The 13,730-nt window shown below is 38.3% G+C and carries 9 protein-coding genes; 2 read left to right on the top strand and 7 right to left on the bottom strand.

Going from position 1 to position 13,730, the window contains the following annotated elements; all coding sequences use genetic code 11:
• Positions 1–61: 61 nt before the first annotated feature.
• From SJY37_RS09165 to SJY37_RS09140, 6 genes are all read right to left on the bottom strand, one after another.
• A complete protein-coding gene (locus SJY37_RS09165; RefSeq protein ID WP_298326186.1) occupies positions 62–1,597 on the bottom strand; it encodes a PAS domain-containing sensor histidine kinase in 1,536 nt (511 codons plus the stop codon).
• Between the two features lie 165 nt (positions 1,598–1,762).
• On the bottom strand, positions 1,763–3,301 hold the full coding sequence (locus SJY37_RS09160) for a YifB family Mg chelatase-like AAA ATPase (RefSeq protein ID WP_339847093.1): 1,539 nt from the start codon (positions 3,299–3,301) through the stop codon (positions 1,763–1,765).
• A gap of 488 nt (positions 3,302–3,789) precedes the next feature.
• Positions 3,790–5,667, bottom strand: a complete 1,878-nt coding sequence (locus SJY37_RS09155) for a CocE/NonD family hydrolase (protein WP_298326226.1) — start codon at positions 5,665–5,667, stop codon at positions 3,790–3,792.
• Entirely contained in the window at positions 5,668–7,683 is a 2,016-nt protein-coding gene (locus SJY37_RS09150) for a thioredoxin family protein (RefSeq protein WP_298326229.1), read from the bottom strand.
• On the bottom strand, positions 7,680–8,987 hold the full coding sequence (gene tilS, locus SJY37_RS09145; RefSeq protein WP_379953016.1) for a tRNA lysidine(34) synthetase TilS: 1,308 nt from the start codon (positions 8,985–8,987) through the stop codon (positions 7,680–7,682). Before tilS ends, SJY37_RS09150 begins: the two co-directional genes overlap by 4 nt.
• 9 nt (positions 8,988–8,996) lie before the next feature.
• Positions 8,997–9,179 (bottom strand): CAL67264 family membrane protein, encoded by a 183-nt coding sequence (locus SJY37_RS09140; RefSeq protein ID WP_013749842.1) that lies wholly within the window; start codon positions 9,177–9,179, stop codon positions 8,997–8,999.
• Positions 9,180–9,340: 161 nt separating this feature from the next.
• Between SJY37_RS09140 and SJY37_RS09135 the strand changes: the two genes are divergently transcribed.
• Positions 9,341–10,969: an acyl-CoA carboxylase subunit beta gene (locus SJY37_RS09135; RefSeq protein ID WP_298326239.1), complete on the top strand. Its 1,629-nt coding sequence runs from the start codon at positions 9,341–9,343 to the stop codon at positions 10,967–10,969.
• A gap of 125 nt (positions 10,970–11,094) precedes the next feature.
• On the opposite strand, the gene SJY37_RS09130 is transcribed toward SJY37_RS09135, so the two are convergent.
• The gene (locus SJY37_RS09130) at positions 11,095–12,486 is read right to left on the bottom strand and encodes a sodium:alanine symporter family protein (protein WP_298326242.1); all 1,392 of its coding nucleotides are present in this window, start codon (positions 12,484–12,486) and stop codon (positions 11,095–11,097) included.
• Positions 12,487–12,592: 106 nt separating this feature from the next.
• Between SJY37_RS09130 and SJY37_RS09125 the strand changes: the two genes are divergently transcribed.
• Positions 12,593–13,672, top strand: coding sequence for a DNA topoisomerase IB (locus SJY37_RS09125; RefSeq protein WP_298326245.1), 1,080 nt, complete (start codon positions 12,593–12,595; stop codon positions 13,670–13,672).
• The last annotated feature ends 58 nt before the right edge of the window (positions 13,673–13,730 follow it).

Raw genomic sequence — 13,730 nt, 5'->3', positions numbered from 1 at the left:
CAATATATTATGATTATCTATATGATAACCACAAAGTACGGAGAACACCTGATATAATAACCTACGGTAATTTATTTTTAAAAAGTACGCTAAAGATAGACCCCTCGCCTTTTACACTAGAAACACTTATCTCATCACCCATGTCTTCTATCTGGTTTTTGGTCATAAATAAGCCTAAGCCTTTTGCATCTTCATTGCGGTGAAATGTTTTATAAAGCCCAAATAGTTTACCTCCATTTGCATTGAGATCAAGACCTAATCCATTATCCTCTACAGATAATAATAGATCGTTTATGGATATCATCTCTGCATTAATAGTAACGATAGACTGCCTATTATTATCACTATACTTAACCGCATTTGATATTAGGTTAAACAAAATACTTTCTAAATATGCAGCATTGTAAGTAATCTGGATATCATTAGGAATATCACATAACACAATAACATCCTTCTCAGTTATTTGAGCTTGAAGTGTATTGATTGTTTTATCTATATATTCTCTCAAGAGAATAAGTTTAGGCTTGTCTGACAAGTTTCTATTTGAAGAAGCTATATCATTAAGATTACTAATGGTACCACTTAAACCATCTGAGATATCATTAAGATAAGGAGCTAGCTCTTTCTTCTCTTCTGGACTCTCGGCATCATCTATAAGCTGCAGAATACTTTTGAGATTTCCTGCATGTGTTCTCAAATTATGTGATACTATGAGTGCAAAGTTTTTGAGACGTCCATTATGGCTTTCTATAAGTTTGTTTTTACTTACAACACCTTCTTCAAACTCCTTCATCGCAGTAATATCAACATGAGTTCCTATCATGCGAGATGGTTTTCCTTTCTCATCCCACTCAACAGCTTTGCCTTTATCTTGAATCCATTTATAAGTACCACTTGAAGAAAATATACGGTGCTGTCCAGAGTAGTATTTTGTACGCCCCTCAAAGTATGCATTCATATCATCAAAGTACATTTGCTTGTCATCTGGGTGAACTTTATCTGTCCATGTACTATCACTAAGCAAAAGTCTGTCTCTAGGAATCTCTAAGAATTCTAATGACTTATCTGAATAGTAAACTTCGTCATTTTCAATATCCCAATCCCAAACTCCTATTTCTGATCCTTCGAGAGCAAACTCAAATCGATCTTTAACTTTGAGCAGTTCTAACTGAGTATTTTTCATCTCAGTTATATCTGTTGCATAGCCATGCCAGCTTATTACATTCTCAGAAAGCTTTTCTGGTGTTGCATGTATTTTTACCCATCCGTGAGCCCCTGATGGTAAAAGAAATCTAAATTGCTGAATCCAAGGATTAGAGGTTTGCATAGATTCATAAATAGCGTCTAGAACTAATTTTCTATCATCTACATATATCAAATCAGATATTACATGTGCATTGTCTTGAAGGTATTCTAGGGTAAGTCCGTATAGTGATTCTGCATTTTGTGTGATAAAAGGAAACGAATATGTTTTAGAAATCTTATCAAACTGGATTCTAAAGAAAAATCCTTCAACTTGTTCCAAGAATTTCTTTAAACTATTGAGGCTTACTGCATCTTGAGCGGTCTGGTCTAGAGATTTTTTTTGTGATATCATAGTAAGGGGGTGCTATCATGTTATTCAAAGATATTATTAAAAAAAAACGGACACTCTTACTGTTATCACAAAATACAATTTTTGAATATATTATCGATTAAATACGCTATTTAATCGATAAAGTGCAAATATACGCAATTTATAATTTGGCTAATTATGAAAATATTAACCTAACCAACCATCTCGATCTAAGCTTCTATATTGTATTGCCTCAGATATATGAGTACCTGTCACGATCTCAGCACCTTCAAGATCTGCTATGGTTCTTGACACTTTCAAAATACGATCATAAGCCCTGGCAGATAGATTTAAACGTTCCATCGCAATTTTTAATAACTCTTTTGAAGCTTCGTCAAGTGCACAATATTTTCTTATTTGCTTCACATTCATCTGAGCGTTATAGTTGGTTTTTACGCTTTCGCGAAAGCGTTCTACCTGCAATTCTCTCGCTGCTGTAACACGTTTGCGTATATCAACACTTGACTCTGCCTTCGTCTCATCACTAAGCTTTTCAAAAGGAACAGGAGTCACTTCTATATGAATATCAATACGATCTAAAAGTGGCCCTGATATTTTACTTAAATAGCGCTGCATCTCTGCTGGACTGCTCGTAACCGGAGCGTTAGGATCATTAAAATAGCCTCCAGGACTAGGATTCATACTCGCTACGAGCATAAAACTAGAAGGATAAGTAACCGTAAATCGCGCTCTGGATATAGTAACTTCTCTATCTTCGAGTGGCTGTCTCATCACTTCTAATACCGAACGCTTAAATTCTGGCAATTCATCTAGGAATAAAACACCATTATGAGATAAAGATATCTCACCAGGTTGAGGGTAAGCACCACCACCCACAAGTGCCACATCACTTATAGTATGATGCGGACTTCTAAAAGGTCGCTCAGACATAAGACCTTGATGCTCCTTAACTCGTCCTACTACAGAATGAATTTTAGTGGTTTCAAGCGCTTCTCTAAGGGACATAGGAGGTAAAATACTAGGTAATCTTTTACTAAGCATGGTTTTACCAGATCCTGGTGGCCCTATAAGTATGATATTATGACCTCCTGCTGCCGCAATTTCCATACAGCGCTTAATAGATTCTTGACCTTTTACATCTGCAAAGTCAAACTCCGGATGCTCTAGGTTTTTATAAAACTCTGCTCTAGTATCTATAACGGTAGCTTCAAGAGGTGTTCCTTTATCAAAAAAAGCAATTACTTCACTTATGTTTTCTACACCATACACATCAAGTCCATCTACAATTGCTGCTTCTTTTGCATTTTGGGCTGGTAAAATAAAGCCTTTATACCCTTCTTCGCGTGCTTTTATTGCAATAGGCAAAGCTCCCTTAATAGGCTGTAGACCTCCATCGAGAGAAAGTTCTCCCATAAGGATATACTTCTCTACCTCATCTCCTTTAATTTGTTCGGTGGCGATAAGTATGCCTGTAGCAAGAGGTAAATCATATGCAGATCCTTCTTTGCGTAAGTCTGCCGGAGACATATTAAGAATAAGTTTCTTCCCTGGTATTTTATAACCATTGTTTTGTAATGCTGCTGCAATACGATAACTGCTTTCCTTAATTGCATTATCCGGTAGCCCTACTAAGTGGTAGCCTACTCCCTTATCTACATTTACCTCTATTGTAATTGTAGTAGCATCTACCCCAAAAACAGCACTTCCATAAACCTTAGTTAGCATCTAATCAATTGTTTGCATAAATATAGGTATTACTCTGGTAATCAACACCTACAATTTTAATAAGCTGTATTAGGGGCAAACACCCCTACAGCATCTTGCAAAATCATCCTACTTTTACAATAAATAATGGGATTCTTAATCCATTATAAAAAAAACTATACACAACAAGTCATATTAAGAATATCATAATATAGTAGACATTATTTAGGGGTGAAAGGCATCTCTGCACTCGCAGAGGTGCTTTTCTTTTTAAATCATTAAAAATTAACTTTTTACCGAGAAAAGTTATCGCTAACTAGAAAATGTAGGCTATATTTGGCGCACCTAAGAGATTAGGGGACTGTGAGCTATTCATTTAGCTATCATGAATTTAGGGGTGAAAGGCATCCCTGCTTTGCAGGGGTGTTTTTCTTTTTACAACTATTCTTATACAAAAAAGCCTGAGAAATGAATTTCTCAGGCTTTTTTGATTATTGTGATTAGTACTCTTACTTGGTAAGAATATTAAATTCAATCTTTGAAGAGTGGAACACACTATGTGTTTGCTTAGTAAAATCTTCTTCTTTTGCCTCAAAGATATTATCCACATACGTTTGCGGATTTAAATCTATAAGAGGAAACCAAGTGCTTTGTATTTGTACTTGCAATTTGTGTCCCTTTTTAAATGTATGAAGCACGTCTTGTAGCTTAACAAAAACCTCATCTTTCTCTCCTGCAACAAATGGCTGAGGACGTTCAAAGCTTTTTCTAAAACGACCGCGCATTACCTCACTACGTACCATCTGGTGATAGCCTGCCATCTCTACTCCTTCTTCTGTTTCTTGAGTATTAGAAACATCGTCTGGATATACATCTATGATTTTTACAATCCAATCTGCAGAAGTTCCTGTAGTGGCTACATTAAGTTTTGCCATGATATCTCCTACTAGCGTCAAATCATCATCAAGTACCGGTGTTTCATATACCAATACATCTTCTCTTTGCGCAGCAAAACGTTGGTCATCAGACATATATTTACGTGGTGTAAATACCATCTTTTTACCCTCTGCATACGGAACAGGATTTGATGGATCACTCACAAACTTCTCAGCATCGTATTTACTAGAAGCGCTTCCAGTAAGTGCATTATCTTTCCCTAAGAAGAATGAAGCCGGCATTGCCTTTTTAGGAGGCCATTGCTCAAAAGAGTTCCACTCTTTACTTCCTGAATCAAACACATGTGCTTCTGGCAATCCTGTTACTCCGTCTTTATCACCGCCTTTTAAGAAGTGATTAAAGAATTTTGTCTCAATATCTCTTTGAAAATAATCTGAAATATTATCACCAAAATATACATTACCCACTGCTTGTCTCGGCTTATTACGAGCCCAGTCTCCATGACTCCAAGGTCCAAAAACAACAGTATTATAGTTATTACTACGCTTCTCTATATTTTTATAAGTTTCCCAAGGTCCATATAAATCTTCGGCATCGTAAAGTCCGCCTACAACCATCACTGCAGGCTCAATATTTTCTAAGTGCTGGATAATTCCTCTTGATTTCCAAAACTCATCGTAGTTAGGATGTTCCTTTAATTGCGTCCAGAACTCATTAGTCTCATCGTAATACTTATCCAAGTTTGATAAAGGTCCCGTTTTTAAGAAAAAGTCAAACTGGTCATCGCTATTTAACTCTGGAAAATCATACCAAGACTCTGTAGTAGGAGCATCTTTCTGGTAACCAAAAACTGCAGTTGCTCTCCAGTAGCTTAACAAATAAGCTCCGTTATGATGAAAATCATCAAAAAAGAAATCGCCTATACATGCTTGTGGAGATGCTGCTTTTAAAGCTGGGTGACCACTCAACAAAGAATAAGTTGCATAGAACCCAGGGTAAGAAATTCCCCATGTACCTACGTTTCCGTTATTATTCTCTACGTTATTTACTAACCATTCTATCGTATCATAGGTATCACTCGCTTCATCTATTTGAGTTCCTGTTTTATTAGGAATAAATGCTCGCATGTTATCATACTTACCTTCACTCATCCAGCGACCACGCACATCTTGATATACGATAATATTACCCTCCTGCATTAAATAAGCATTAGGAGCTATCGCCGTACGCATTTGCCCTTCTCCATAAGGTTTAGAACTATATGGCGTGCGCTGCATTAAAATAGGATACGATTTTGAGGTATCCTTTGGCGAGTAAATGGTAGTATGAAGGTGTACTCCATCTCTCATTTTGATGCGCACTTCTTGTTTATTATAATGCTCAGAAACTTGATAGGTGGTATCTAAGATAGTTTCTCGTGATTGTGCAGATGACGCTTTCGCGAAAGCAAAAAAGCATACTATACAAAGTAGTTTAAAGGTGTAATTCATTTATTGATTATTAAAGGTTGTGATGGCGGTTTTAAGCCAGTTTTCATACTTTTTTGCATCAGGAGTGTAAGCAATAGGCTTGTTTAATGGTTTTTCATCATGATCCAGCATTACATAATATGGTGCTGCGACAAGATTATAACGTTCTATCTGGAAGTTACTCCACTTATTACCTACTGTTTTAATGCGACGTCCTGAAGCGCTTACTCCCTGCTCTGCTTCTGGAAGCTCTTCTTGAGAGTCTCCGTATAAAGATATCAAAACAACATCATTCTTTAAGATATTTAACACGCCCGGTTTAGACCACACTAGCTCTTCCATACGACGACAGTTTACACAAGCTTTTCCAGTAAAATCTAGCAGTACAGGTTTGCTCTCTTTACGGGCATACTCCATACCTGCTTCATAATCTGTAAAAGATAATAATCCGTGCGGTCCTATCTCTGCATTTTCTGGAAACTCTGCCGTACTATTAGAGAGTGTAGACTGTCCTCCTATTCCATAAGGCGACTCGCTATAATTCATAGGCGGTGGGAAACCACTTATAAGTTTGAGTGGCGCACCCCATAATCCAGGAATTAGGTATAAAATGAAAGCAGTAGTCATTATTCCAAGTAGTAATCTGCCCACAGAGATATTCTTTACTTCTGTGTCATGTGATAGTTGAATTTTACCAAATAAATACAATGCTAGCCCAACCATGATTGCAATAAGCAATACTAAAAACACCTCGCGCTCTAGGTAATGACCATCAATTACCAAATCTGCATTTGATAAAAACTTAAGTGCTAGTCCAAGCTCTAAAAATCCTAAAACTACTTTTACTGTGTTAAGCCATCCGCCAGATTTTGGCAAACTATTTAACCACCCTGGAAACATTGCAAATAATGCAAATGGCAGCGCTATCGCAGTAGAGAAACCAAGCATACTAATAACTGGGGTAATACCGCCTTCTGTAATAGATTGTACTAGTGCAACGCCTACTATAGGACCCGTACAGCTAAAGGAAACGATAGCTAGTGCAAGCGCCATAAAAAATATTCCTGCAAATCCTCCACGATCTGCTTTGCTGTCTATCTTATTTGCCCATTTTTGAGGAAGCATAATCTCAAAGGCTCCGAAAAATGAAACGGCAAATACTACTAGTAATATAAAGAACACTAGATTAAAAGTAACACTAGTAGAGACCTCAACAATTGCTGTAGCTCCAAAAATACCAGTTACTGTAAGCCCTAGTACTACATATATAATAATGATAGATATACCGTAAATGATAGCATTACGTATACCGGCAGCTCTAGACTTACTTTGTTTTGTAAAGTAGCTCACCGTCATAGGGATCATAGGGAACACACAGGGTGTAAAAAGTGCTGCTAGACCTCCTAGAAAAGAAAGAAAAAATGTAGCCCACAAACCTTTGTTAGTAGGACCATTATCATCTATCACACCTTCCTCTTCGTCTTCTTCTCCTTTATCTTTTTGTGCAGGCGTTGCTCCATAATTTTCAAACTCATTATAGTCTGTAAAAGCTTTGACTTTACCCGTTTTGAGGTTATGAGCAATATAAAAGTCTTGTGGAATGCACACTTCTTTACATACCTGATAGTTTATAACAGACTTGACAATGGTAATATTCTCATCTGTTAGCGTAATAGGCATAGATAGCTTAGGGCGCTGTCCTGCATATTTAATTACATCTTCTTCAAAAATCTCATCATAAGCGGTTTTGGTCTCGCTCTCTCGTGCAAATTTCTCACGAGTAACACCTGCATCCTTTTGCAAAAACTCAAAGTTAAAAGGAATTCCAGCTGGAGTTTCTTGAGCATATATATACCATCCATCTTCTACAGTGGCTTGGTAATGCAAGACATACTCCGTGTCTGATACTTTCTCTACAGATCCTTCCCAGGCTACGGGATCAAGTGTTACTTGAGTGATGCCAAATCCTTGTGCGGCCACTCCACTTACTATAAATAATAGTAGAGAAGTTGCTATAATGAATGCTTTACGCGTCATACGATTGAAAATTTTATTGTTTTTTGTGTAGTGTCAACTACTTTAAAACGGTCGTCTGCTCTGTGGCCTATCACCCATATCACAGCATTATCACTGCATAAAAGCCAGACCTTTTCTTTTGCTATCAAAGATAACTTTTCATCTTTGAAATACTTACTCAACTTCTTCTTTCCCTTCATCCCGTAAGGATAAAAGTAATCACCATCTTGCCATTTTCTAATGGTGAGTGGATAGATAAGATGCGCTGCATCTACTACAATCTCTTGTTTAGACAAACTAGTCACAACAGCTCCTTCTCCTACAGACAGTATTCCAAAATCTCCTTTAATAAGTTCCTTTCCTTGCTGCCATTGATAAGAACGTGTTGCTTCCTCTTTAATTACAGAAATAATCAAGTTATCTCTATCTTTTAATAAGCGATGCGTACTCGACGTAACCTCTTTTCCAGATTGCGCTTGTGGCAACTTATAAATATCATCCCAAGCGGTAAATCCATAAGGGGATAACAATTGATACAACACGGCTTCTGGTTCTGGATGACTTGCTAGTTCAACTAGATCTATGACTTCATCACTGTTAGAAACAGTCATAAACTGTTGTCGTAACTGCGCTGTATAAACTTTCAGTAATCGTTCACTTTGTTTTAAGTGCTCCTGCGTGTGCTGTAACCCTTTGAGAATATTGGGTTGAGCTTCTTCTAGATTTGGTATCGCATGGTGGCGTAAATGGTTACGCACATAATTATCTGTTGCATTACTGCTATCTTCTCGCCATTGCAAATCTTCTTTTAAAGCATAATTTTTTAGTTGCTTTCGCGAAAATTTGAGCAAAGGGCGCACAATCTCTCCATTTACCACAGGGATTCCTGTAAGTCCTTTTATACCTGTACCACGACCTAAATTAATGAGAAATGTCTCCAAATCGTCATTTAGATGATGGGCTGTAAGAATGTAGTCAAAACCTTCGGCAACCGAAAGTTCTTTGAACCACTGATAACGAAGTTCTCTTGCTGCTATCTGGGTTGATGTCTTGGATGTTTTCGCGTAAGCGGTAGTCTCAAAACTTTTTATATAAATAGGAATGTTATGGAGCTTGCAGTAGCTCGCCACAAAAGCTTGATCACCATCACTCTCTGCAGCTCTTAAATTAAAGTTGCAGTGTGCTACGCTCACATCAAGCCCTGCCTGACGACATAGCAATAATAAGAGCATACTATCGAGCCCACCACTTACAGTGACGAGTATTTTACTATCAAGAAGAAATGGTAAATCTTGTGCGATATGGTGCTTAAAATCCTCAAGCATCCTTACACATTATACGCGACCCTTAAGGGCATTAAATACCCAGGCAATGGCAAAAAATCCAATACCTACAGATGCAAAACCCCAGCCGGCTACATCGGTATATCTAAAAACGCCTAGAGCAATAAGTCCTAAGCCTACTAAAATCATTATAAATGTGGCCCAAGCCAGAACGGTATTTTTATTCATACCCATAGTTTTATTTTTAGGGAAAATCTTTTGTAATAAGGCAAGCTACAAATATCGGTTATTTATTGGAATTTGGGTAGCTGGTAATTTTTACAATTCTCATTTCAAGCTTGTGCTACAATACTTACCTTTATAGACAGAAAAACATTCAAGCACACACACATTTTATGGATTTAAAATTCAATAAAAACGAAGATCATAATAAGCTACTTCTTTCAGAAATGCGCACACGCCTAGGGCAAGTAAAACTAGGTGGCGGCCAGAAAAGAATAGATAAGCATAAAGCAAAAGGTAAAATGACGGCGCGCGAGCGTATTAATTACCTTGTAGATAATCCAGATAAATGTATCGAGATTGCTGCCTTTGCAGGTGATGGTATGTATGAAGAACATGGCGGTTGTCCTTCTGGGGGTGTTGTTGTAAAAATAGGTCACGTATCTGGAAAGCAGTGTCTCATTGTTGCAAACGATGCTACTGTAAAAGCGGGCGCTTGGTTTCCTATCACAGGAAAGAAAAACCTAAGAGCGCAAGAAATCGCTATGGAAAATAAACTACCTATTATCTACCTAGTAGATAGTGCAGGTGTTTATCTCCCTATGCAGGATGAGATTTTCCCGGATAAGGAGCACTTTGGACGCATCTTCCGTAATAATGCGGTGATGAGCAGTATGGGTATTACACAGATTTCTGCTGTAATGGGAAGTTGTGTTGCCGGTGGTGCATACTTACCTATTATGAGTGACGAAGCTCTTATAGTAGATAAAACTGGAAGTATTTTTCTAGCTGGAAGTTACCTTGTAAAAGCTGCAATAGGTGAGTCTATAGACAATGAGACTTTAGGCGGAGCAACTACGCATTGTGAAATCTCTGGCGTTACAGATTATAAATCTAAAGACGATAAAGACGCACTAGATACCATTAAGAAAATAATGAGTAAGATAGGCGATTATACAAAGGCTGGTTATAACCGCATAGAATCTGCAAAACCTGCAAAAGACCCAGAAGAACTTTTCGGACTATTACCTGCTTCTCGTGCAGATCAATATGACATGCGTGACATTATTGATAGACTAGTAGATAACTCAGAGTTTGATGAGTATAAGGAAGGATACGGGCAAACAATCCTTACAGGATATGCTCGCATTAATGGATGGGCAGTAGGAATAGTTGCAAATCAGCGCAAGCTTGTAAAAACTAAAAAAGGTGAAATGCAGTTTGGCGGAGTAATTTATTCCGACAGTGCAGATAAGGCTACACGCTTTATAGCCAACTGTAACCAGAAAAAAATACCGCTTGTATTCTTACAAGATGTTACTGGCTTTATGGTAGGTAGTAAAAGTGAGCACGGTGGTATTATTAAAGACGGAGCAAAAATGGTAAATGCCGTTTCAAACTCGGTTGTGCCTAAGTTTACTATTATTATAGGAAATTCTTACGGAGCAGGAAACTATGCAATGTGTGGTAAGGCTTATGACCCAAGGCTTATTGTAGCATGGCCTAGTGCAGAGCTTGCAGTAATGTCTGGTAATAGTGCTGCAAAAGTATTACTACAGATAGAAACTGCTTCGCTCAAAAAGCAAGGAAAAGAAATTACACCAGAGGTAGAAAAAGAACTTTTTGACCGCATTAAGTCTCGTTATGATGATCAAGTATCACCATACTACGCAGCGTCAAGAATCTGGACAGACGGCATCATAGACCCACGAGATACTCGTAAATGGATCTCTATGGGTATCGAAGCCGCAGACCACGCTCCTATCGAGAAGCCTTTTAATCTTGGGGTGATCCAAGTGTAATTGAACAGAACGATATTAGATAGAAAAAGCTAGGTCATTTAATTTAATAAATGACCTAGCTTTTTTTATGTCTTACAGTATTAGTTCATCAGTTGGCCAACTTTAAAAAATAACGATCAATATTTCTATCCTTTTAAAGCTTTAAAATACCTTCTCGCTTCCTTCATCACCCTTGGTGCGAGATACAAGGTTGCAATCATTGTTGGTATTGCCATGATGGCAAAAAATCCGTCTATGAGATTAATCATCATACTAAGTGATGTAGTCGCTCCTATCAAGATACTTGCGATATATGCTATGTTATAGTACTTCTTGTTGTGCGCTCCAAAAAGGAAACTCAAACACTTGGTTCCATAATAACTATAAGAGAAAAGCGATGAGATACTAAACACGGCGATGCACAATAATAATATGTATTTACCTGCGGGTGATAACGCTTTCGCGAAAGCGGATGCCGTAAGCGTAACTCCATTTGCATCACTGGTTTGCCATACATCTGTCACTAAGATTGCAAGCGCCGTAAGAGTACACACGACGATGGTATCGATTGCTGGACCGAGCATTGCTACGAGTCCTTCACGTATAGGTTCTGCTGTTTTTGCAGCTCCATGGGCCATTGGTGCTGTACCTACTCCTGCCTCGTTTGAGAACGCTCCACGTTTAATACCCAGTAATATGAGACCACCTACAACGCCTCCTAGCAGTTTATCTCCCGTATAAAAATCGGCAGAAAAGGCGTCTGTAAAAATTAAACTAAAGTACTTAGGAACCACGTCAATATTTACAAATAAAATCGCCATTACTGCTACAAAATAGATGAGCACCATGGCTGGAACAAGTTTGGCAGCTGTTTTAGAAATACGATCTAAACCTCCTATTATTACAATCGAGGTAATTGCGACAAGCACAAGACCAATAATTAAATTCGAAGTAAAACCTACCTCAACACCCTGAGGTACAAGTAATATATCATTTACCGCCTGTGTGAGTTGGTTTACATTAAAAACCGGCAATGCACCAACTAATCCTGCGATACTAAAGATTACGGCAAGTGGTTTCCATGCCTTCCCCATTCCTTCTGTAATAAAGTACATAGGTCCACCTTGTAATTTGCCTTCACTATCCTTACCACGATACATTACCGCTAGAGAGCCTGTAAAAAATTTAGTTCCCATCCCTACTATTGCGCTCATCCACATCCAGAATACAGCACCTGGACCACCTATTGCAATTGCAACAGCAACACCGGCGATGTTACCCATGCCTACGGTTGCACTAAGCGCTGTAGTGAGTGCTTGAAAGTGTGTAATCTCTCCTTCGTCGTTTTCTCCATCATATTTCCCTCGCAGTACTGCAACAGCATGACCTAGATATCTAAACGGTAAAAACCGAGAGTAGATGAGCAAAAACAGACCGCCACCTATAAGTAAGCATACGAGCGGGATTCCCCACATAGCGCTAGAAAAATCTGCTATAAGTTCATTAGCCTGATCGTAAAATGATGGTTGTGATTGCATGTAAGGTTTATTTATATGGTGAAGTAACAAAAATTAAGAGCAGTTTACCAAAACGTTCACATATATTTTTGAACAGTCATTTGTTTTCATAACTAAATTTACTGTTATGACACTCACCGCCAACCAAATTGAAAACATCCTGAGAAACCCAGAGGAAACTGCAGCCGCAGCAAATCTCATTTACGTCTCTGATGCAGACCTCAACATAAGAAGGAAAAAGAAGAAGAAAAACTTTCATTATTACTTTAATGATAAACCTCTTGAGGACGCGAAGGAGCTAGATCGCATCAATAATCTTGTAATACCGCCTAACTGGGAGAAAGTGCGTATTGCGTATCCTCCTAATGGACATTTACAAGTGGTAGGGCGAGATGCTAAAAACAGGAAAGTATACCGCTATCACGACCTGTGGTCAAAAATTAGAAACCAAACTAAGTTTTATAAACTGGCAAATTTTGGAAATGCACTACCAAAGTTACGAGAGCGCATAGACCAAGACCTAGATACTCCAGATATGTCTAAACGCAAGGTGCTTGCACTCGTGCTTAGACTTATGGAAGAAACCCACATACGTATAGGTAACGATTACTACGCAAAGCGTAATAAAACCTACGGTCTCTCTACCTTGCGCACACGACACGTGACGACTACTAAGGAAAAAATCCGCTTTGAGTTTGTTGGCAAAAAAGGTAAAAAGCACAATATCACCCTACGCAATAAGAAACTCGCAAAGCTTGTTAACCGTTGCGAAGAAATACCTGGCTGGGAGTTATTTCAATTTTATGACGCCGCTGGTGAAAAGCACCGCGTAGATAGCACGATGATAAATGATTATATACACGAGCTGAGTGGAGACTTATTTTCGGCGAAAGATTTTAGAACTTGGGGAGCTACAAAAACTTTTTTTGAAACCGTGCATGATCTAGGCTACACAGAAGACGAAAAAGAAAATAAATCTAACGTACTCAAAGGTTTTGATGCAGCTGCAGAAGCTCTAGGCAATACACGCAATGTATGTCGCAAGTACTATGTGCATCCTCAAATAGTAGATGCCTACGAGTCTGGATCTATCGTCGCTGAGTTTAAAAAGGTAGATGCTCATCAAGGTGCAAGACCATTTTTTACAGAAACTGAAGAGGTATTACTACAAATGATTTCAAAGTTTGAATTAGACTTTAGTAAGTGATATAAGTACGCTTTCGCGAAAGCGTACCACAAAAAAAGCCCCTTCGTAACGAAAGGGC

The sequence above is a fragment of the Dokdonia sp. R78006 genome, from assembly GCF_042466145.1.
Lineage (GTDB): Bacteria > Bacteroidota > Bacteroidia > Flavobacteriales > Flavobacteriaceae > Dokdonia.
The sequence above is the reverse complement of the archived record's forward strand: the minus strand, read 5'-3'. Positions and strand labels throughout refer to the sequence as shown.

Excerpts from the sequence above, each read along its gene's own strand:
- SJY37_RS09165 (WP_298326186.1), bottom strand. The coding sequence starts at position 1,597 with ATGATATCACAAAAAAAATCTCTAGACCAGACCGCTCAAGATGCAGTA.
- tilS (WP_379953016.1), bottom strand. The coding sequence starts at position 8,987 with ATGCTTGAGGATTTTAAGCACCATATCGCACAAGATTTACCATTTCTT.
- SJY37_RS09130 (WP_298326242.1), bottom strand. The coding sequence starts at position 12,486 with ATGCAATCACAACCATCATTTTACGATCAGGCTAATGAACTTATAGCA.
- SJY37_RS09125 (WP_298326245.1), top strand. The coding sequence starts at position 12,593 with ATGACACTCACCGCCAACCAAATTGAAAACATCCTGAGAAACCCAGAG.
- SJY37_RS09155 (WP_298326226.1), bottom strand. The coding sequence starts at position 5,667 with ATGAATTACACCTTTAAACTACTTTGTATAGTATGCTTTTTTGCTTTC.
- SJY37_RS09140 (WP_013749842.1), bottom strand. The coding sequence starts at position 9,179 with ATGGGTATGAATAAAAATACCGTTCTGGCTTGGGCCACATTTATAATG.
- SJY37_RS09160 (WP_339847093.1), bottom strand. The coding sequence starts at position 3,301 with ATGCTAACTAAGGTTTATGGAAGTGCTGTTTTTGGGGTAGATGCTACT.
- SJY37_RS09135 (WP_298326239.1), top strand. The coding sequence starts at position 9,341 with ATGGATTTAAAATTCAATAAAAACGAAGATCATAATAAGCTACTTCTT.
- SJY37_RS09150 (WP_298326229.1), bottom strand. The coding sequence starts at position 7,683 with ATGACGCGTAAAGCATTCATTATAGCAACTTCTCTACTATTATTTATA.